Below are 20729 nucleotides of genomic sequence, written 5' to 3' on the forward strand. Positions count from 1 at the left end.
ATCCGAACCCGCTTGCGCGGTTTCGTTCCGGCGGTGGAACCATTTCATCAGATCCGGCCCGATTGTCAAAACCAAGCCTTTCCGACGCCACGACGCGACGGACACGACGAAGCCGTGTCCGTTTGTGAGGTCGTGGTTTCCCCGATCGGTCGGCCGCCCATGGGGCGTCCTGCATCCGTGGTGGGGACGAACGGCCAAGATACGTGGACTCGCCGACCCCGTCAAATCGGCGCCGAGGCCCCTGGGAGAGGGGAATGGATCGGCGTCCTCGTACGCTCTGTCCGTCACGACGGAAGGATCGATCATGAGCGACGACGGACGCGCCCTGGTGCTCGGCGGCGGCGGTGTCGCGGGCATCGCCTGGCTGGCCGGGGTCATCGCCGGGCTCGCCCGCGCGGGGACCGACGTGACCGGCGCGGACCTGCTGCTCGGCACCTCGGCGGGCGCCACGGTCGCCGCGCAGGTCGCCGGCGGCCTGCCGGTCGACGAGTTGTTCGCCCGGCAGGCGGACCCCGAGTTGCAGACCCGCGAACTGGTGCCGTCCGGCGGCACCTCTCCGGCGGAGTTCATGGAGATCTGGGCCCGGCTCATGGAGGAGAGCGGCGGCGACCTGGTCACCGTCCGGCAGCGGATCGGGGCGCGGGCGCTGGCGGCCGAGACGGTCCCGGAGCGGGAGCGGCTGGCGGTGATCGAGGCGCGGCTGCCCGTTCACGAGTGGCCGTCCCGGGCGCTGCGGATCACGGCGGTGAACGCGCTGACCGGTGAGCTGCGGGTCTTCGACCGCGATTCCGGGGTCGCGCTGGTGGACGCGGTGGCGGCGAGCAGCGCCGTCCCGATGATCTGGCCGCCGGTGACGATCGACGGCGTCCGGTACGTGGACGGCGGCGTGCGGACGATGACCAACCTCGACCTGGCCGCCGGTCACGGGCGCGTCCTGCTCCTCGCGCCGCTGCCGGATCCGGCGCTCGACGCGGGCGTCGCCGCGGTGGCGGAGAAGGGCGGACGCGTCGAGGTGATCGGTCCGGACGAGCCGTCGCTGGCCGCGTTCGGGACGGACCCGCTGTCGCCGTCCACCCGCACCCCGGCGGCGGAGGCGGGGCTCGCGCAGGGCGAGGCGCTGGCCGCGAAGGTCGCCGCGTTCTGGTCCTGAGCGCCCCGGGCCTCGGACAAAACCTGGCTTGGACGGCGCATGCATCATGGGGCTGTCGTGAGCCGGGCCCGCGGAAGCCGTCCTGCGGGACGGGGCGTCAGAGGGTTCGCTCCAGGCGTCGGCGCAGCCAGGTGAGGGCCTCGGCCCCCTGAGCCGCCTGGAAGTCGCGGAGGGTCGGAAGGCCCGGGGGCGGTGGGCGCAGGCCCTGCTCGACGAAGAAACCGGCGAGGGCGGCGACGACCCGTGTCACCGCCTCGGCGTCGGCGTCCCGGCCGAGGGGGTGGGCGGCGAAGACGTCGTCGGGAGGCGGTCCGCCCTGCATGCGGACGCTGGGCAGCATCGCGAGCAGGTCGAACCACGGCGCGGCGAGGCAGGCCCACGGCCAGTCGATGACGACGACCCGGTCGGCGGTGAGCAGGACGTTGTCGGCGCGGATGTCGGCGTGGGCGAGCGTCGTCCCGGCGGCGGCGTCCTCCCATTCGGCTTCGAGGGCGGCGAGCCGGGCCAGGTTCGTCCGGGCCCAGGGGTCGAGCCCGGCGAGGGCGCGGCCGGGGTCGGCGGCGAGGATCCGCCAGCCGCGGAAGGCGCCGCCGAACCGCTCGGCGAGGGTCGGCGCGTCGACCGGGGACGGGGTCATGGCGGACGCCAGCTCGCCGAGCGCGCCGAGGACGCGGCCGAGGTCGGCGTCGGACCAGGGGTCGCGGGGGTGGCGGCCGTCGACGTCCTCGAAGACGAGGGTCACCCAGCCGTCGCGGTCGAGGGCGCCGAGCAGGCGCGGGACGGGCGCGGACGCGGGCAGCGCGGCGGCGATCCGGGCCTCGGCGCGGTGGATGCCGGGCGAGTCGGGGTTCGGCTCGGGGCCGACGGACTTGGCGAACGCGCGGCGGCCGTCGTCCAGCAGGAGGCGGGCGGCGACGCCGGGCGAGAACCCGCCGGGCTGGGAGACCGCCTCGACGACCCGGCCCTCCAGCAGTGCCTCGACCCCGGCGCGGACGTGCGCGGGCGTGCGCTCCCAGGGGAGCCGGGTGCCGGTCACGGTGTCCATCAGGGCATTGTGGCGCGGCGCGGTCAGGTGACGGGAACGATTTTCGCCGCGGTGAGCCGCCCGGCGCGGATGTCGAGGAGGCCGATCGTGCCGTGCGGCTGGCGGCGCCGGTCGGTCGGCGAGCCCGGGTTGAAGATGCGGACGCCGTCGCCCGTCTCGTCCAGCGGGATGTGGGAGTGGCCGAAGACGACGAGGTCGGCGGCGGGGAACCAGCGGCGCATCCGGGCGGTGCGGCCGCGGGCCTGGCCGCTGTCGTGGACCATCGCGACGGCGAGGCCGTCCAGGTCGAGTTCGAGGCGTTCGGGGGCGCCCCAGGCGGCGACGTCGGGGCCGTCGTTGTTGCCGAGGACGGCGTGCACGGGCGCGAACGCGGCCAGTTCGTCCAGGACGGAGGCGGTGCACACGTCGCCCGCGTGCAGGATCACGTCGGCGTCCCGCAGGTGCTCGGCGACCCGCGGCGGGCACGACTTCCAGCGCCGCGGGGCGTGGGTGTCGGAGATGGCCACCGCTCTCATCCGTCCCATTGTCGCGCACGGCGGTGAACGGCCCGGAGGCCGGGTGATTTTGCCACCGCGGGCCTCGGACACCAGTGGGAAACAACTGTAAGCCCGGTGTCATTACGTTGTTCTGACCTGCGGAGTTAGGCTCGAATTCCTCGCGTTCGCTCAGCGGATCCCGGCCGTACGCCCCCGGTCGTTCCGACACGGCGACCCAGCACCGCGAGGGCCAGCGGGGACGGCCGGACCCCGAGGAGGATGATCACTCCCTTGCACCGGCCCCGGGGTTCCGGCCGTCTCCAGCGCAGCCGGGGCGGCGGTCACCGGCCGCCGACGGTCGGCAGGCCCGCCGCCCGCCAGGCGCGGTAGCCGCCGACGACGTCGGTCGCGCGGGTGAGCCCGAGGTCCTGGAGGGACGCGGCGGCCAGGCTGGACGTGTAGCCCTCCGAGCAGAGCACGATGACGCGCACGTCGTGGCCGGTCGCCTCGGGCAGCCGGGCGTCCGACGACGGGTCGAACCGCCATTCCAGGACGTTCCGCTCCACGATCAGCGCGCCGGGCACCTCGCCCTCTTCGGCGCGCTGGGCGGCGGGGCGGATGTCGACGAGCAGGGCGGCGCCGTCGCGCGTCTCCGCGTGGGCCTGCTCCGGGTCGATGCGCGTCAGCCGGCCGCGCGCCTCGGCGAGGACCTCGTTGATTGTTCGAGCCATGGCGTCCAGCATGACATCCTGTAAAACCGGTCGGAAATCCCGTCAGGACGTGAGCTGCGTCTCCGCGGCCGCCAGGATCTCCTGGACGCGCAGGCCGTGGGCGGCGTCCAACCGGGGTCCGTCCTCCGGCGCGCCGCGGACGGCGGCGGCGAACTCGGCGACCATCGTCGCGAACGCGTCGTCGCCCAGCTCGGACCAGTCCAGCCGGGCGTGCCCGCGCCGTCCGTACACCTCGACGTGGGCGGGCGGGAGGTCGCCCGCGCCCGCCATCGACACCGACGCCTGGCTGACCGCGCCGCCCTCGTGCTCCAGCGTCAGCCCGACCCAGCCGAGCGGGTCGCCGTGCGCGCGGACGCCGGCGACCCGGCCGAGCGCGGCGTCCAGGAGGTCGACGATGTGCGGGCCGAGGTCGAGCAGCGCGCCCTTCTCCAGCCGCCAGGGGGTGGCGAACGGCCCGCCGCCGAGGGTGGAGGAGACGAACGAGCCGTAGCCGCCGAACGGGTCCAGGTCCCGCGCGCGGGCGAGGAAGGCGCGGGCCGCGGCGGTGTAGCGCAGCGTGAACACCATCCGGGACGCGACGCCCGACCCGGCGACGGCGTCCGCCAGCCGCCGCGCCCCGGCGAGGTCCATGGCGAGGGGCTTCTCCAGCAGGACGGCCTTGCCCGCGCGGGCCGCCCGCGCGGCCAGTTCGGCCTGCACGTCCGGCGGGACGGAGAACGCCACGGCCTCGCAGGCGTCGAACAGCTCCTCGATCCGGGCGAAGGACGGCGCGCCGTGCCGGGCGGCCAGCTCGGCGGACGCCTCCGGCCGCCGCGCCCACACGCCCGCGAGCCGGGTGCCGGGGCCCGCCGCCAGCGCGGGCGCGTGCACCATCCCGGCCCACGGTCCCGCCCCGACCAGACCGACCGCCACGGGGGAATCGTTCATGGCGAACAAACTAGACGTTCCGCCACCCGCGGGGACATTCAGCCGAGTTGGACGCCGAAGAACAGCGCGGCCAGGGCGCCCACCGCGCCGACCGCGCCCCAGGCGGCGAGCCCGGCCTTGGACGTGGCGCGCATGTGCAGGAACGCGCCCGCGCCCGACAGCAGGACGAACACGAGCTTCACCTCAAGCGTCCGCTGCGCGGCGTCCGTGAGGTCGCCCGAGGTGATGTTCCAGATCCCGGTGAGGACGAGGACGGCGAACGCGGGCCAGGCGATCGCGTTGAAGCGGCGGGCGGCGGCCTTGGCGACGCCGTCGTACCCGCGCAGCGCGGGCACCAGCGCGCCGAGCGTGATCTGCCCGCCGACCCAGATCGTCGCGGCCAGCACGTGCAGGAAGATGCGCAGGTCGGCGGTGGTGACGGCGAGCACGGGGCCTCCGGGGGCGAAGATCGGGGGACGGTTTTCCAGGGACGTTACCGCCCGTCCCGCCGGGCCCGCGTCCGGGGTCAGGGGACGCGCTCCCACCCCCTCGGCGTCCGGTGCATGCCGAGTTGGACGTCGCGGCTGCGGTACACGATGTAAGGGCGGGTGAGGTAGCCGACGGGCGCGGTGAGCATGTGCACGAGCCGTGTGAAGGGCCAGACGCAGAACAGCGCGAGCGCGCTCAGCGCGTGCAGTTGGAACAGGATCGGGACGCCCGACATGAGGTCCGGGTCGGGCCGGAGGTAGAAGATCGACCGGAACCACGGCGAGACGGTCTCGCGGTAGTTGTAGCCGCCGCCGAGGAGGTTCGCGACGACGGTGGCGGCCAGGCCCAGCACGATCGTCAGCGTCAGGACGGCGTACATGAGCTTGTCATTGCGGGTGGTGGCGGAGAACACCGGGCCGACGGTGCGGCGCCGGTAGACGAGGATGGCGAGGCCCGCCAGCGTGCAGACGCCCGCGACGGTACCGAGCACGAGGGCGACGACGTGGTAGGCGTCCTCGCCGATCCCGACGGCGTCGGTCCAGCTCTCGGGGATGAGGATGCCGCCGACGTGGCCGAGCAGCACGACCAGGATGCCGAAGTGGAACAGCGGGCTGCCGACGCGCAGCAGGCGGTTCTCGTAGAGCTGGGACGAGCGGGTCGTCCAGCCGAACTTGTCGTACCGGTACCGCCAGACGTGCCCGAGGACGAAGACGGCGAGCGTGACGTAGGGCAGCGCGACCCACAGCAGGACGTCGATCATGACCGGGCCTCCACGGACGGGTCGGGCAGCGGGACCGGGGCGGGTGCCATGACCGGGTCGGGCAGCGGGACGGGCCCTCCCCCGTAGGGCGCGAGGCCGACCTCCTCCTCGGGCGGGCCCTGGGCGATGAGGCGGGCGACGGCGTCCTCGGTGCGGCCGGTCAGGGGCGGGAGGGTCGCGGTGACGGCGTCGAGGACGGCCGTCCACGGCGACGCGGACTCGGTGAGCGCGAGGCGGAGCAGTTCCAGCCCGGCGCGGTGTTCGAGCAGGAGGCGGCGCCCCTGGGCGAGGTCGCCGGTGGCGGCGAACTCCAGGACGACGGCGAGGTGGTCGGGCAGTTCGGCGTCGTCCAGGTCGAGCCCGGCGGCGGCGTAGGTCTGTTTGAAGCGGAGCAGCGCCATGCCGCGCTTCCTCGTGTCGCCGTAGGCGTAGTAGGTCAGGTAGAGGCAGCAGCGTTTGCGGTGGTCGAACGTGGCGACGTAGTCGGCGGCCAATTCGGGCAGGGGCGTCGCGTCGAGGTGGTCGAGGAACGCGCGCAAGTGGCGTCCAGCCGTTTCGGGGGCGTTCTCCGCGGCCCGGCGCAGCAGGGGGCGCCGCCGCATGAGTTCGGCGTCCGGATAGCCGAGGAGGAGCGATGCCGCCTGCCAGGTGGCGGCCAGTTGGGCGCCGGTGAACTCCGGTTTCCGCGCCGGTCTGATCTTCACTGTTCGCGCTCCGATCCGGTGTCGTCCGGCGGCGTTTCCCGGCGGGACGGGAAGAGCCCGGCGGGCGCGCCCTTGCCGTCCCAGTTGAGCAGGTTGACGCGGTTGCGCTTGTCGGCCGGGTCGACAGGGCTGTCGGCGGTCTGCCGCTGCCGCAGCATGTGGAAGTTCTCCACCGCGATGGGGTTCGCGCCGCCGGAGGACTCCCCGAACGGGCCGGAGCCGCCGCCCGTCCCGGCGCCGCCCATGCCGGGGCCGCCCTCGTAGTTCAGCGGGCAGTCGGTGGCCAGTTCTTCGAGGCCGTGGGCCTGCTCGGCGTGCGCGGTGGGGATCACGTAGCGCTCGTCGTACTTGGCGAGCGCGAGGAGCCGGTACATGTCGTACATCGCCTCGCCGGTCATCCCGACCCGCCCCGGAATGGCGTCGTCGGGGTCGCGGCCCATGGTGATGTCGCGCATGTAGGCGCGCATGGCGGCCAGCCGTCGCAGGACGGCGTCGACCGGCGCCGTGTCCCCGGCGGTGAACAGTTCGGCGAGGTATTCGACCGGGATCCGCAGCGCGTCGATCGCGGCGAAGAGGTTGCCCGCGCTCTCGGCGTCGTGGCCGGTGTCGCGCACGACGTCCACGACCGGGGACAGCGGCGGGATGTACCAGACCATCGGCATGGTCCGGTATTCGGGATGCAGCGGGAGCGCGACCTTGTAGGTGTTGATGAGGGCGTGGATCGGGGATCGCTGCGCGGCCTCGATCCAGTCCCGCGGAATCCCCTCCCTCTCGGCGGCGGCCACGACCTCCGGGTCGTTCGGGTCGAGGAACACCTCGCGCTGCGCCTCGTAGAGCCCGGTGTCATCGGGGGTGGACGCCGCCTCCAGCACCTTGTCGGCGTCGTAGAGCATGAGGCCGATGTAGCGCAGGCGTCCGACACAGGTCTCCGAGCAGACCGTGGGGATGCCGACCTCGACGCGCGGGAAGCAGAACGTGCATTTCTCGGCCTTGCCGGTGCGGTGGTTGAAGTACACCTTCTTGTAGGGGCAGCCGGACACGCACATCCGCCAGCCGCGGCAGCGGTCCTGGTCGACGAGGACGATGCCGTCCTCGGTGCGCTTGTAGATCGCGCCGGACGGGCACGACGCCGCGCACGACGGGTTGAGGCAGTGCTCGCAGATCCGCGGCAGGTAGAACATGAAGGTCTTGTCGAACTCCATCTTCACCTTGTCGGAGATCTGCGCGAGCAGGACGTCCTTGTCGCCGTGGTCGAGGGAGCCGCCGAGGTCGTCGTCCCAGTTCGCCGACCAGGAGATCTTCATGTCCTTCCCGGACAGCAGCGACTTCGGCCGGGCGACCGGCGTGTGCTCCTGCAGCGGCGCGCTGGTCAGGGTCTCGTAGTCGTAGGTCCACGGCTCGTAGTAGTCGTCGATGCCGGGCAGCTTCGGGTTGGAGAAGATCGTGAGGAGCTTGCGGAGCCGCCCGCCGCCCTTCAGCGCGAGGCGGCCGCGCCGGTTTAGCGTCCAGCCGCCGCGCCAGCGCTCCTGGTCCTCGTACCGGCGCGGGTAGCCCTGCCCGGGGCGGGTCTCGACGTTGTTGAACCACACGTACTCGACGCCGGACCGGTTCGTCCACGCCTGCTTGCAGGTGACCGAGCAGGTGTGGCAGCCGATGCACTTGTCGAGGTTCATCACCATCGCCATCTGGGCCATGACGCGCATCAGTACTCCACCTCCTGGGCGCGGCGGCGGATCACGGTGACCTCGTCGCGCTGGTTGCCGGTCGGGCCGAGGTAGTTGAACGCGAACGACAGCTGCGCGTACCCGCCGATCAGGTGGGACGGCTTGACCAGCAGCCGGGTCAGCGAGTTGTGCACGCCGCCGCGGCGGCCGGAGGTCTCGGCGCGCGGGACGTCGATCAGCCGGTCCTGCGCGTGGTACATGTACACCGTCCCCTCCGGCATGCGGTGCGAGACGACCGCGCGGGCGACGACGACGCCGTTGCGGTTGACCGCCTCGATCCAGTCGTTGTCCCGGACGCCGATCCTCGCCGCGTCCGCGCCGCTCATCCAGATCACCGGGCCGCCGCGCGACAGCGACAGCATGAACAGGTTGTCCTGGTACTCGGAATGGATCGACCATTTGTTGTGCGGGGTGAGGTACCGGACGGTCAGCCCGAGTTCCCCGGTCTCCCCGAGTTCCGGTTCGCCGAAGAGCGCGTGCATGTTCAGCGGCGGGCGGAACGTCGGGAGCTGCTCCCCCAGTTCCGCCATCCAGTCGTGGTCGAGGTAGAAATGCTGGCGCCCGGTGAGGGTGTGCCACGGCTTGAGCCGTTCGACGTTGATGGTGAACGGCGAGTAGCGGCGGTCCTCGCTCTCCGCGCCCGACCATTCCGGGGACGCGATGACCGGCACCGGGCGGGCCTGGGTGTCGGCGAACGTGATCCGCGTGCCCTCGTGCTCGGCGGCGAGGTCGGCGAGCCGGACGCCGGTGCGCCTCTCCAGGGCGCGGAACCCCTGGACGGCAAGGTGGCCGTTCGTCGTCCCGGACAGCGTGAGGATCGCCTCGCAGGCGTGCACGTCGCGGCGCAGCGACGGGCGCCCGTCCGCCGGGCCGCCGCGCACGACGCCGTTCTTGTTCCGCAGGGTCTCGACGGCGCGCTCCAGGTCGAACGTGACGCCCTTGGTGGTCGCGCCGAGCCGCTCGGCGAGCGGGCCGAGCGCCGACAGCTTCGCCGCGACCGCCGGGTAGTCGCGCTCGACCGTCACGAGCCTCGGCATCGTCACGCCGGGCACCGGCTCGCACTCGCCCTTCGCCCAGTCCAGGACGCGGCCGTGCGGCGTCGCCAGCTCGTCGGGCGTGTCGTGCAGCAGCGGCGCGGCGACGACGTCGGTGCGGGTGCCGAGGTGGTCGGCGGCGAGGCGGCTGAACGCGTCCGCGATGTCCTGGAACGCGCGCCAGTCGCTGCGGGTCTGCCACGGCGGCGCGATCGCCGGGTTGAACGAATGGACGAACGGATGCATGTCCGTCGTGCTCAGGTCGTGCTTCTCGTACCAGGTGGCGGCGGGCAGCACGATGTCGGAGTAGACGGTCGTGCTCGTCATCCGGAAGTCGAGCGAGAGGAGCAGGTCGAGTTTCCCGGCGGGCGCTTCGTCCCGCCAGACGACCTCTTCGGGACGGAGCGCCTCCGGCGTCTCCTCCGCGCGGACGGAATTGTCCGTGCCGAGCAGGTGCTTGAGGAAGTACTCGTCGCCTTTCGCGGACGAGCCGAGCAGGTTCGACCGCCACACCGTCAGCACGCGCGGGAAGTTCTCGGGGGCGTCCGGGTCCTGGCAGGCGAACTTCAGCCGCCCGGCCTTCAGCTCGTCGACGACGTGCGCCGGGACGTCCTTCCCGGCCGCCGCCGCCTCGTCCGCGAGGTCCAGGGGGTTGCGGTCGAACGTCGGGTAGGACGGCATCCAGCCGAGCCGCGCCGCCTGCGCGATGACGTCGGCGGTGGAGCGCCCGGCGAGCCGCCCGGCGCCGGTCGCGGCCGCCAGCGTCCCGGCGCTGAACTGGTCGTAGCGGAACTGGTCGGTGTGCAGGTAGAAGAACGCCGTGCCGATCATCTGGCGGGGCGGGCGCGACCAGTCCAGCGCGCCCGCGAGCTGCGCCCAGCCGGTCACCGGGCGGCACTTCTCCTGCCCGACGTAGTGCGCCCAGCCGCCGCCGTTCACGCCCTGGCAGCCGGTCAGCGTCGTCAGCGCGAGGAACGCCCGGTAGATCGTGTCGGAGTGGAACCAGTGGTTCGTGCCCGCGCCCATGATGATCATCGAGCGGCCGCGGGACTCCTCGGCGTTCGCGGCGAACTCGCGTCCGATCCGCTCGGCCGCCCGCGCCGGGACGCCCGTGATCGCCTCCTGCCACGCGGGCGTGCACGGCTGCGAGGCGTCGCCGTACCCGGACGGCCACTCGCCCGGCAGGCCGTCGCGCGGCACGCCGTACTGGGCGAGCATCAGGTCGTAGACGGTGGTGACCGGGTGGCCGCCGACGTCCCGGACGGGCACGCCGCGGCGCAGCGTCCCCGGCGAGCCGTCGGGCGCGTCGAAGCGCGCCAGCTCCACCTCCACCGCCTCGCCGCCGTGGAGGGAGAGCAGCGGGTCGGCGTCGCCCAGGTCCAGGTTCCAGCGGCCCTCGCCGGACGCGCCGTAGCGGAATCCGAGCGACCCGTTGGGCACCAGCGGGCGCCCGGTCGCCGCGTCCAGGACGACCGTCTTGAAGGCCGCGTTCTCCGATTCCGCCTCGGCGCCGGGCAGGTCCGCGGCGGTCAGGAACTTGCCCGGGACGTAGGCGTCGCCGCGCCTCTCCAGCCGCACGAGGAACGGCAGGTCGCTGTACCGCTTGACGTAGTCGACGAAGTACGGGACCCGCCGGTCGACGAAGAACTCCTTGAGGACGACGTGCCCCATCGCCATCGCCAGCGCGCCGTCGGTGCCGGGCTGCGCGGCGAGCCACTCGTCGGCGAACTTGACGTTGTCGGCGTAGTCCGGCGAGACGGCGACGACCTTCTGCCCGCGGTAGCGCGCCTCGGTCATCCAGTGCGCGTCCGGGGTGCGCGTGACCGGAAGGTTGGAGCCCCACATGATCAGGTATCCGGCGTCCCACCAGTCGCCCGACTCCGGCACGTCGGTCTGGTCGCCGAACACCTGCGGCGACGCCACCGGGAGGTCGGCGTACCAGTCGTAGAACGACAGCATCGTCCCGCCGATCAGGGACGTGAACCGTGCCCCCGACGCCTGCGACACCATCGACATCGCCGGGATCGGCGAGAACCCGGCGATCCGGTCGGGGCCGTGCGCGGCGATCGTGTGGACATGGGCGGCGGCGATCATCTCGGTCGCCTCGTCCCACGTCGCGCGCACGAGGCCGCCGCGCCCGCGCGCCGCCTTGTAGGCCCGGGCCTTCTCCGGGTCGGAGACCACCTCGCGCCACGCGCGGACCGGGTCGCCCGTCCGCGCCCTGGCCTCCCGGTACATCTCCAGCAGCACGCCCCGCACGTACGGGTAGCGGACGCGCGTCGGCGAGTAGGTGTACCAGGAGAACGACGCGCCGCGCGGGCAGCCGCGCGGCTCGTACTCGGGGCGGTCCGCGCCCACCGACGGGTAGTCGGTCTGCTGCGCCTCCCAGGTGATGATGCCGTCCTTGACGTACACCTTCCACGAGCACGAGCCGGTGCAGTTCACGCCGTGCGTGGAGCGCACGACCTTGTCGTGGGACCAGCGGTCCCGGTAGAAGGCGTCCGCCTGGCGTCCGCCGGCCTTGGTCATCGTCCGCAGGTCCGGGGAGACCCTGGCGCGGGTGAAGTACCTGCGGGTGCTCACCAGCGCGTCTTCGAGCGGGCCGTCCAGTCCTGGCTTCGTCGAGCTCAACCCTCGGATCCCTTCTTCGTGCCGTGCGTCGTGCGTGCGGGACGTGCCGGGCGTCCGCCACCGGGGCGGACGGGCGCTAGGACGTCCGGGCCTCGACCGCGCGCCGCACGACCGTGGCGGTGAGGACCGCCGCGGCCGCCGCCACCACCGCGAGCAGCGCGAGGCCGAGGGCGTAGGAGCCGAGGCTCCCGTAGATCGTTCCCATCACCAGCGGCGGGAGGAACCCGCCGAGCCCGCCCGCGGCGCCGACCACGCCGGTCACCGCGCCGACCTTGTTCGCCGGGGCGATCCGCGCGACCAGCGCGAACGTCGCGCCGCTGCCCGCGCCGAGCGCCGCCGCCATGGCGAGGAACGCGATCGTGCCGACCGGCGCCAGCGGCGGCGCGAACGCCTGGACCACCGCGCCCGCCACCGTCGCGGCCAGGGCGGCGAGCAGCACCCGCACCGCGCCGACCCGGTCCGACAGCCAGCCGCCGACCGGCCGCATCACCACGGCGAGCAGCACGAACCCGGCCATCCGGTTCGCCGCGTCCGACTGCGTCAGCCCGTACTCGGTCTTGAGGTAGGTGGGCAGGTAGACCGAGAACGCGACGTAGCCGCCGAACGCCACCGCGTACAGCGCGGACGCCTGCCACGTGACGGGCAGGCGGACGGTCTCGGCGAGGCGCCTCGCGAGCGGCTCGGCGGGCGGCGTCCGCCCGGGCGCCTCGCGCAGGACGAACCACGCGACCACCGCGTAGACCGCGAGCAGGACCGCCGTGAGGACGAACGGGAACGCCATCCCCCGCGCGTCCACCAGCCGGACCGTCGTCAGCGCGCTGATCGCCGTGCCGCCCATGCCCGCGCCGAACACCCCGACCGCGAAGCCGCGCCGCTCCGGCGGGAACCACGCGTTCACGAACGGCACCCCGACCGCGAACGCCGTCCCGCCGACGCCGAGGAAGAACCCGCCCGCCAGCAGCGCGCCCAGGGACGAGTGCCCGGCCAGCCCGAGGTACAGCACGGGCACGATCGTGACGGCCGACACCGCCGGGAACAGGACGCGCCCGCCGAACCGGTCGGTCAGCGCCCCGACCGGGACACGGCCCAGCGAGCCGACCACGACGGGCACCGCGACCAGGAGCGCCTGCTCGAACGAGCTCAGGGCGAGGGTGTCCTTGAAGCGGGGGCCGAGGGGGCTGAGCAGCGCCCACGCCCAGAAGTTCACCGCGAACCCGATCGTGGCCACGGCCAGCATGACCATGGGCCGCCGGTCGCCGCCGGGACGTCCGGGCCCCGTCCGTCCCCGCCCGGCCTCCTGCCGCGTCCTCGTCACGCGAGCACCGCCTTCACCGTCCACCGCGTACGTGCCGGGGACGTTCCCCCCCGGTGCGGCCGGTAACCATGATCGGTTACCGGCGGTCTCAGCCTCCTGGAGGCCCGCGGCGGCGGATAGGGACCTTCGTCCCGGGAACGGTCCCGCGCGGCGGGGTCAGGGGCGGGGCCAGGCGCGCCCGGAGAGCCGTTCGATGTCGGTGTTGAACCGCTTGAGGTATCCGGCGAAGGCGGCGACCTCGTCGGGCGTCCAGCCGGCGAGGACCTTGTCGAGCCCGGCGATGATGTGGTCGCGGTGCTCGTCCAGGCGGCGGGCGCCGTCGCGGGTGATGCGGAACTTGCGGGCGATGCCGCCCTCGGGGTCGGGGATGCGCTCCAGCAGCCCGGCGCGCGTCATCGCCGACGTCTGCCGGTTGAGCGTGGACGGGTCGAGCCCGAAGGCGTCGCTGAGCTGGCGGATGGACATGGGCCCCTCGGCGCGCACCCGGCTCAGCAGGATGTAGGCGCTGCGCTCCAGGCCGCCCGCCTCGTCGCCCGCGCCCGAGGCGACCCGGAGCGTGTAGCGGCCGAGCAGCATGGTCTCGTACTCGATCAGGTGCGTGGGACGGTCCATCCCTGGCGATCGTACACCTCCACTTTGTGCATGATGCACATCGTATGTATCGTGCACATGCACACACCTGCGGCCGGACGCCGCGGACAGGACGGGAGACACCACGTGGACCACCCCAAGCACGCCGGCGCGGCCGGACGCCCCGGCGGGATCGTGGCGGTGCTGGCGGTCGCGGGCGTCATCGCCGCGCTCATGCAGACGCTGGTGGTGCCGCTCATCGGCGAGCTGCCGAAGCTGCTGCACACCTCGGCGTCCAACGCGTCGTGGGCGGTGACGGCGACGCTGCTCGCCGGAGCCGTCGCCGTCCCCTCCACCGGGCGGCTCGCGGACCTGCACGGCAAGCGGCGCATGCTGCTGGCCTGCACGGTGCCGCTGATCGCGGGCTCGGTGCTGTGCGCGGTCGCGGGCTCGCTCGCCCCGATGGTCGTCGGGCGCTGCCTCCAGGGCATGGGGATGGGGATCGTCCCGCTCGGCATCAGCGCCATGCGGGACCTGCTGCCGCCCGAGCGGCTCGGGTCGTCGATCGCGCTGATGAGCTCCTCGCTCGGCATCGGCGGCGCGCTCGGCCTGCCGCTGTCGGCGGCCGTCGCCGAGAACGCGAGCTGGCGGGCGCTGTTCTGGGGCGCCGCCGCGCTCAGCGTGCTGATCGCCGCGCTGATCTGGTGGGTGGTGCCCGCCGTCCCGCGGCGGGCCGCCGGGCGGTTCGACGTGCCGGGCGCGGTCGGGCTCGGCGCGGGCCTCGTGTGCCTGCTGCTCGGCGTGTCCAAGGGCGCCGACTGGGGGTGGACGAGCGGGACGACCCTCGGCCTGTTCGCCGCCGCCGCCGCGATCCTGCTCGTGTGGGCCTGGTGGGAGCTGCGCTCCGCGGACCCGCTGGTCGACCTGCGCGTCACCGTCGGACGCCAGGTCGGGCTGACGAACGCGGCGTCGGTCCTCGTCGGGTTCGCGATGTACGCGCAGTCGCTGATCGTGATGCAGCTCCTCCAGCTCCCGGAGGCCACCGGGTACGGGCTCGGGCAGTCGATGCTCGCGGCCGGGCTGTGGATGGCGCCCGCCGGGCTCATGATGATGGCCGTGTCCCCGCTCGGCGCGCGGCTGTCGCAGGCGCGCGGCCCCAAGGTGACGCTGTGCGCGGGCAGCCTCGTCATCGCGCTCGGCTACGGGATGTCGATCGGGCTGCTCGGCTCGACGTGGGGCGTCCTCGCGCTCACCTGCGTCATCAACGCGGGCGTCGGGCTCGCCTACGGCGCCATGCCCGCCCTGATCATGGGCGCGGTGCCGCTGTCGGAGACGGGCGCGGCCAACAGCTTCAACACCGTCATGCGCTCGATCGGGACGTCGGTGTCCGCGGCGGTCGTCGGCGTCGTCCTGGCGCAGATGACCACCGACCTCGGCGGGCACGCGCTGCCGTCGGAGAACGGCTTCCACGCGGGGATGCTGATCGCGGGCGCCGGGGCGCTGGCCGGGGCCGTGGTGACGCTCGCGCTGCCCGGGGGCAGGGCGCGGCGGGCCGCCGCGGGCGGCGAGGTGCCCGCCGAGGCGCCCGCCCGCACCTGACCGGCGCGTCCCGGCGGGCGGGTTGCCCGGCTTGATAGCTTGATCGGCGTGAAGGTCGCATTGATCGACTCGGGGCTCGGCCTGCTGTCCACCGCCGGGTGGGTGCGCCACCTCGTCCCGGAGCTCGACCTGCTCCTGCTCCTCGACCCGGACGGCGCGCCGTGGGGGCCGCGCAGCACGTCGTTCATCACCGGGCGGCTGTTCGCCGCCGCGCACGCGGCGGTCGAGCGGGGCGCGGACGCGATCGTCGTCCCCTGCAACACCGCCACCGTCACCGCCATCGACGCCCTCCGCGCCGAGTTCGAGCCGGGCGTGCCTGTCGTCGGGACGGTCCCTGCGGTGAAGCCCGCGGCGGCGGCGGGCAGCAGCATCGCGGTGTGGGCGACCGTCCGGACGACGGCGAGCGCCTACCAGACCCGGCTGATCGCCGACTTCGCGGACGGCAAGCCGGTCGAGCGGGTCGCCTGCCCCGGCCTCGCCGAGGCGATCGACCACGGCGACGTCGCCGCCGCGTCGGAGGTCATCGCGGACGCGGCCGCGCGCACCCCCCGGCACTGCGACGCCGTCGTCCTCGGATGCACGCACTATCCGCTGGTCGCGGCGGAGATCCTCGGACGGCTCCCCGCGGGCGCGACCCTCTACGACAGCGCGGAGGCGGTCGCCCGGCAGACGCTCCGCCGGCTCGGGCTGGCGCCCGCGCCGGACGGCCCCGAGGGCGGGGTCGAGGTGATGCTCAGCGGCCGTCCGGGACGCCTGCCCGACAGCGCGCACGCGTATCCGGTGGGCCGCGTCCTCGACGCCGCCGGGCGGATGCCGCGCGAGGCGCTGCTCGCCGAGTCCGCGCGGCGGCAGGACGCGCCGCTGCCGTCCGGCGACGGTGTCGGGGAGCCCCTGTAGTTCGGCAGGCCCTTAGTTCGGGAGGCGCTGTGACGATCTGCGTGTTCGGGCTCGGCGCGGTCGGCGGGCTGATCGCCGCGCGGCTCGCGCGCTCCGGCGCCCCGGTCGCGGGCGTCGCGCGCGGCGCGACGCTGGCGGCCGTCCGGGAGCGCGGCGGGCTGGTCCTCGCCGAAGGGCCGGACGGGGAGCCGTCCGCCCCGGTCCCGCTGACCGTCACCGACGATCCCGCCGCGCTCGGCCCGCAGGACGTCGTGATCATCGCGGTCAAGGCGACCGCGCTGCCCGCGGCGGCACCGGCGATCGCCCGGCTCATCGGGCCGGAGACCGCGATCGTGCCCGCGATGAACGGGCTGCCGTGGTGGTTCTTCCACGGCCTCGGACGCGACATCCGGCTGGAGTCGACCGACCCCGGCGGGACGCTGTCGCGGCGGCTCCCCGCCGACCAGGTCGTCGGAGCCGTGCTGCACCTCGCCGCGTCGTGCCCCGAGCCGGGCGTCGTCCGGCGCCCGGCGGGCGAGCGGATCATCCTCGGCGACCCGGCGGGCGGCTCGGCGCGGGCCGAGCCGGTCGCGGCGGCGCTGCGCCGCGCCGGGTTCGAGGTCGAGACCGCCGACCGGATCCAGCGGGCCGTCTGGTACAAGCTCTGGGGCAACATGACCCTGAACCCGCTGTCGTTGATCACGGGCGCGACCATGGACCGCATCCTCGACGACCCGCTCGCGCGCGGGTTCGCGAGCGCGTGCATGCGGGAGGCCGCCGAGGTCGGGGCGCGGATCGGGCTGCCGATCGGCACCGACCCCGAGGAGCGGCACGCGGTCAGCCGCGGGCTCGGCGCCGTCCGCACGTCGATGCTCCAGGACGCCGAGGCCGGGCGGCCCGTGGAACTGGACGCGCTGGTCGGCGGCGTGGCCGAGCTCGGGCGGACGGTCGGCGTCGCGACGCCGTCCGTGGACGCGCTGCTCGGCCTGGCCCGGCTGAACGCCCGGGTCCGCGGCCTCTACCCGGACGAATGACCTAACGTTGACAGCGTGACCGACCGACCCGACCCGACCGACCCGGCCGACCGGCCCGACCAGGGCGATCTCGTGGCCGCGCTGCGGCGGGCGGGGGTGAGCCGGGTCGACGACTCCGCGCTGGCCCGCTCCATGTACTCGGCCGACGCGTCGCTGTACCGGGTGCCGCCCCGGGTGGTCGTCACGCCGCGCGAGGCCGCCGAGCTGCCCGCCGTGCTGAAGGTGTGCCGCCGGTTCGGGGCGCCGCTGACGATGCGCGGCGGCGGGACGTCCATCGCGGGCAACGCGGTCGGCCCCGGCGTGGTCGTTGACGTCAGCCGCCACGTGAACCGGGTGCTGGAGATCGACCCCGAGGCGGGCACCGCGCTCGTGGAGCCGGGGATCGTCCAGGCGCGGCTGCACCAGATCGCGGCGGAGCACGGGCTGCGGTTCGGGCCCGACCCGTCCACCCGGACGCGGGCGACGCTCGGCGGGATGATCGGCAACAACGCGTGCGGGTCGCGGGCGCTCGGATACGGGCGGACCAGCGACAACGTCCTCGGGCTCGACGTGGTCGCGGGGTCCGGGGAGCGGCTGCGGCTCGGCGACGTCCCCGGCGCGGACGGCGCGGCGAGCCCGCTGCTCGACCGGCTGCGGAGCCTCGTCGGCGACCACCTGGCGCTGGTCAGGACGGAGTTCGGGCGCTTCGGCCGCCAGGTGTCCGGCTACTCGCTGGAGCACCTCCTGCCGGAGAACGGGTTCGACGTCGCCCGCGCGCTGACCGGCAGCGAGGGCACCCTCGCGCTGACGCTCGCGGCGCGGATCCGGATGGTGCGCGAGCCCGCGTGCCGGGTGCTGGTCGTCCTCGGCTACGGGTCGATGGCCGAGGCGGCGGACGCGGTCCCGGCGATCCTGCCGCACGGCCCGGTCGCCTGCGAGGGCCTCGACGCGCGGATCACCGGCGTGGTGGCCGAGCGGCGCGGCCCCGGCGCGGTGCCGCCGCTGCCCGCCGGGTCCGGCTGGATGCTCGTGGAGCTCGCCGGGCCGGACGTCGCGGCCCTGCGCGCCAAGGCCCGCGACGTCGTCGCCGACTCCGGGTGCGGCGACTCGACGCTGGTCGAGGACATGGCGCTCGCCGACGCGCTGTGGCGGATCCGCGAGGACGGCTCCGGCCTCGTCGCCCGCACCCCGGACGGGGAGCAGGCGCACGCCGGGTGGGAGGACGCGGCCGTACCGCCCGAGCGGCTCGGCGGCTACCTGCGCGAGTTCGAGGAGCTGATGGGGCGGTACGAGCTGTTCGGCGTCCCGTACGGGCACTTCGGCGACGGCTGCATCCACGTCCGCATCGACTTCCCGTTCGCGCGTCCCGACGGCACGCGGGTCTTCCGGGGCTTCCTGAACGACGCGGCGGCGCTGGCGGCGCGGCACGGCGGGACGATGTCCGGCGAGCACGGCGACGGGCGCGCCCGCAGCGAGCTGCTGCCGCACATGTACTCCCCCGAGGCCCTCGCCCTGTGCGCGGCGGTCAAGGACGTGTTCGACCCGGACGACCTGCTCAACCCGGGCATCATCGTCCGCCCGGCGGCGGTGGACGCGGGTCTGCGCCCCGCCGAGGCCGTCCCGCTGACCCGCGGCCTCGGCCTCGGCCTCGCCTACCGGGACGACCGGGGCGACCTGTCCCGCGCCGTGCACCGCTGCACGGGCGTGGCCAAGTGCCGGGCCGACAACACCGGCGCGGGCGGCGTGATGTGCCCGTCGTTCCTCGCCACGCGGGAGGAGAAGGACTCGACCCGCGCCCGCGCCCGCGTCCTCCAGGACGCGGTGATCGGGAAGCTCGGCCCCGACCCGTGGCGGTCCGACGCCCTGCACGACGTGCTCGACCTGTGCCTGTCGTGCAAGGGCTGCGCGTCGGACTGCCCGACCGGCATCGACATGGCGTCCTACAAGGCCGAGGCCCTGTACCAGCGCTACCGGCGCAGGATCCGGCCCCGCGCCCACTACGCGCTCGGCCTGCTGCCCCGCTGGACCCGGCTCATGGCCCGCGTCCCCGCGCTGGTCGGCCCGGCCAACGCGGCGATGCGCGCCCGCGCCCTGCGGCCCCTGGTCGCCTGGAGCGCGGGCATCGACCGGCGGCGCCCGCTGCCGGAGTTCGCGCCGCGGACGTTCCGCCGCCGGTTCGCCTCCCACCGCGGCCGGGAGGGGCGCAACGGCGAGGCCGTCCTGTTCGTCGACACGTTCACCGACGCGTTCTCCCCCGACGTCGGCATGGCCGCCGTGCGGGTGCTCGAACACGCCGGGTACCGGGTCACCGTCACCGAGCGGCCGGTGTGCTGCGGCATCACGTGGATCTCCACCGGGCAGCTCGACGGCGCCCGCGTACAGGCGCGGCGGACCGTCCGCGCGCTGCTCCCGCACGTCCGGCGCGGCGCGGTGGTCGTGGGCCTGGAGCCGTCCTGCACGGGCGTGCTGCGCTCCGACACCGCCGAGCTGCTGCGCGGCGTGGACGCGGCCGCCGCCCGCGAGGTCGCCGCGGCCACCCGCACCCTCGCCGAGCTGCTCACCGAGACCGCCGACTGGACGCCGCCCGACCTGTCCGGCGTCACCGGCGTCGCGCAGCCGCACTGCCACCACCACGCCGTCATGGGCTGGTCCGCCGACGCCGCCCTGCTGGAACGGGCGGGCGCCCGGCTCGACCGGCTCGGCAACTGCTGCGGCCTCGCGGGGAACTTCGGCGTCGAGAAGGGCCACCACGACGTGTCCGTCGCGATCGCCGAGCAGCAGTTGCTCCCGGCCGTCCGCGAGGCGGCGGACGGCGACGCCGTCCTCGCCGACGGGTTCAGCTGCCGCACCCAGCTCCACCAGCTGGCCGGGCGAGACGGCGAGCACCTCGCCCAGCTCCTCGCCCGGCACCTGCCGCCCGAGACCGAGCCCGAGACAGGGACCGGCTAGGGCTCGCCGCCGAGCGTCCTCGACAGCGTGAGCGCCGCCGTGTGGACGGCGGGCGCGACGACCGCGAGCCGCATCGTCGTCGCCCAGCCCGACACCGACAGGGCGCCGAGCGCGTACCCGTCCGGGCCGAGGACGGGGCTCGCCGCGCAGACGATCCCGGTCCCCGACTCCTCCCGGTCGTAGGCGACGCCCTCCCGCCTGACCCGCTCCAGCTCGCGGGCGAGCAGGCCGGGCGCGGTGACGCTGCGCTCGCTGGTCTTGGCGAGGCCCGCCTCCAGCACGGACCGCACCACCTCCGGCGGGGAGAACGCGAGGATCGCCTTGCCGACGCCGGTGACGTTCGCGGGCAGCCGCCCGCCCACCTGCGACGGCATCCGCGGCCCGCCCGCCGAGCCGAGGATCTCCACGTAGACGACCTCGGCGCCCTCCAGCACCGCGAGGTGGACGGTCTGCCGCGTCGCCTCCCGCAGGTCGGACATGTGCGGGACGGCCGCGTCCCGCAGCACCCGCTGGCGCGGCACCCGCTGCCCGATCTCGAACAGCTTCAGCCCGAGCCGCACCCGCGGCCCGCGCCGCTCCAGCAGCCCGGCCTCGACGAGGTCGAGCGCGATCCGGTGCGCCGTCGACTTCGGCAGCCCGCTGCGCCGCGCGAGCTCGGCGGCGCCGAGGTCGGCGTCGTCGGCGCGGAACGCGGCGAGCACCGCGACGGCGCGGCGCAGGAACGTGCCGCCGGACGGCGGGGATTCGGCCATGCAAG

17 protein-coding genes are annotated in these 20729 nt (G+C 74.5%); 5 read left to right on the plus strand and 12 right to left on the minus strand.

Going from position 1 to position 20729, the window contains the following annotated elements; genetic code table 11:
• Positions 1–304: 304 nt before the first annotated feature.
• On the plus strand, positions 305–1150 hold the full coding sequence (locus ACH01S_RS08235; RefSeq protein WP_067887326.1) for a patatin-like phospholipase family protein: 846 nt from the start codon (positions 305–307) through the stop codon (positions 1148–1150).
• A gap of 97 nt (positions 1151–1247) precedes the next feature.
• On the opposite strand, the gene ACH01S_RS08240 is transcribed toward ACH01S_RS08235, so the two are convergent.
• The 11 genes from ACH01S_RS08240 to ACH01S_RS08290 all read right to left on the minus strand — a co-directional run bounded on the left by ACH01S_RS08240 (position 1248) and on the right by ACH01S_RS08290 (position 13577).
• A complete protein-coding gene (locus tag ACH01S_RS08240; RefSeq protein ID WP_067887332.1) occupies positions 1248–2195 on the minus strand; it encodes an aminoglycoside phosphotransferase family protein in 948 nt (315 codons plus the stop codon).
• A 23-nt stretch (positions 2196–2218) separates the two neighbouring features.
• A complete protein-coding gene (locus ACH01S_RS08245; RefSeq protein WP_067887335.1) occupies positions 2219–2710 on the minus strand; it encodes a metallophosphoesterase family protein in 492 nt (163 codons plus the stop codon).
• Positions 2711–3012: 302 nt separating this feature from the next.
• A complete protein-coding gene (locus ACH01S_RS08250; RefSeq protein ID WP_218010185.1) occupies positions 3013–3402 on the minus strand; it encodes a rhodanese-like domain-containing protein in 390 nt (129 codons plus the stop codon).
• A 42-nt stretch (positions 3403–3444) separates the two neighbouring features.
• Positions 3445–4329, minus strand: a complete 885-nt coding sequence (locus ACH01S_RS08255; protein WP_067887770.1) for a Gfo/Idh/MocA family protein — start codon at positions 4327–4329, stop codon at positions 3445–3447.
• Positions 4330–4367: 38 nt separating this feature from the next.
• Positions 4368–4757 carry a hypothetical protein gene (locus ACH01S_RS08260; protein ID WP_067887342.1) on the minus strand — a complete coding sequence of 130 codons (390 nt, stop codon included), beginning with the start codon at positions 4755–4757 and terminating at the stop codon, positions 4368–4370.
• Between the two features lie 77 nt (positions 4758–4834).
• The gene (gene narI, locus ACH01S_RS08265; RefSeq protein WP_067887345.1) at positions 4835–5557 is read right to left on the minus strand and encodes a respiratory nitrate reductase subunit gamma; all 723 of its coding nucleotides are present in this window, start codon (positions 5555–5557) and stop codon (positions 4835–4837) included.
• Positions 5554–6261: a nitrate reductase molybdenum cofactor assembly chaperone gene (narJ, locus tag ACH01S_RS08270; RefSeq protein ID WP_067887348.1), complete on the minus strand. Its 708-nt coding sequence runs from the start codon at positions 6259–6261 to the stop codon at positions 5554–5556. The genes narI and narJ overlap by 4 nt, the downstream gene beginning before the upstream one ends.
• Positions 6258–7964, minus strand: coding sequence for a nitrate reductase subunit beta (gene narH, locus ACH01S_RS08275; protein WP_067887350.1), 1707 nt, complete (start codon positions 7962–7964; stop codon positions 6258–6260). The genes narJ and narH overlap by 4 nt, the downstream gene beginning before the upstream one ends.
• Complete coding sequence (locus ACH01S_RS08280; RefSeq protein ID WP_218010186.1) at positions 7964–11650, minus strand: nitrate reductase subunit alpha; 3687 nt, start codon at positions 11648–11650, stop codon at positions 7964–7966. The genes narH and ACH01S_RS08280 overlap by 1 nt, the downstream gene beginning before the upstream one ends.
• A 76-nt stretch (positions 11651–11726) precedes the next feature.
• Positions 11727–12893, minus strand: a complete 1167-nt coding sequence (locus ACH01S_RS08285) for an MFS transporter (protein ID WP_067887357.1) — start codon at positions 12891–12893, stop codon at positions 11727–11729.
• A gap of 228 nt (positions 12894–13121) precedes the next feature.
• Complete coding sequence (locus ACH01S_RS08290; RefSeq protein WP_067887360.1) at positions 13122–13577, minus strand: MarR family winged helix-turn-helix transcriptional regulator; 456 nt, start codon at positions 13575–13577, stop codon at positions 13122–13124.
• A gap of 105 nt (positions 13578–13682) precedes the next feature.
• Here ACH01S_RS08290 and ACH01S_RS08295 point away from each other — a divergent pair, with 105 nt between their 5' ends.
• Genes ACH01S_RS08295 through ACH01S_RS08310 form a run of 4 tightly spaced genes read left to right on the plus strand, consistent with a single transcriptional unit; the run spans position 13683 to position 19972 of the window.
• Positions 13683–15134 (plus strand): MFS transporter, encoded by a 1452-nt coding sequence (locus ACH01S_RS08295; protein WP_067887363.1) that lies wholly within the window; start codon positions 13683–13685, stop codon positions 15132–15134.
• 48 nt (positions 15135–15182) lie between these two features.
• The gene (locus tag ACH01S_RS08300; RefSeq protein WP_083980454.1) at positions 15183–16031 is read left to right on the plus strand and encodes a glutamate racemase; all 849 of its coding nucleotides are present in this window, start codon (positions 15183–15185) and stop codon (positions 16029–16031) included.
• 29 nt (positions 16032–16060) lie between these two features.
• The gene (locus tag ACH01S_RS08305) at positions 16061–17044 is read left to right on the plus strand and encodes a 2-dehydropantoate 2-reductase (protein WP_067887369.1); all 984 of its coding nucleotides are present in this window, start codon (positions 16061–16063) and stop codon (positions 17042–17044) included.
• A 15-nt stretch (positions 17045–17059) separates the two neighbouring features.
• Positions 17060–19972, plus strand: coding sequence for an FAD-binding and (Fe-S)-binding domain-containing protein (locus ACH01S_RS08310; RefSeq protein WP_306303236.1), 2913 nt, complete (start codon positions 17060–17062; stop codon positions 19970–19972).
• Here ACH01S_RS08310 and ACH01S_RS08315 read toward each other — a convergent pair.
• Positions 19969–20724: an IclR family transcriptional regulator gene (locus tag ACH01S_RS08315; RefSeq protein WP_067887372.1), complete on the minus strand. Its 756-nt coding sequence runs from the start codon at positions 20722–20724 to the stop codon at positions 19969–19971. The genes ACH01S_RS08310 and ACH01S_RS08315 overlap by 4 nt on opposite strands.
• Positions 20725–20729: the final 5 nt, after the last annotated feature.

The organism is Actinomadura chibensis NBRC 106107, from assembly GCF_001552135.1.
GTDB lineage: Bacteria > Actinomycetota > Actinomycetes > Streptosporangiales > Streptosporangiaceae > Spirillospora > Spirillospora chibensis.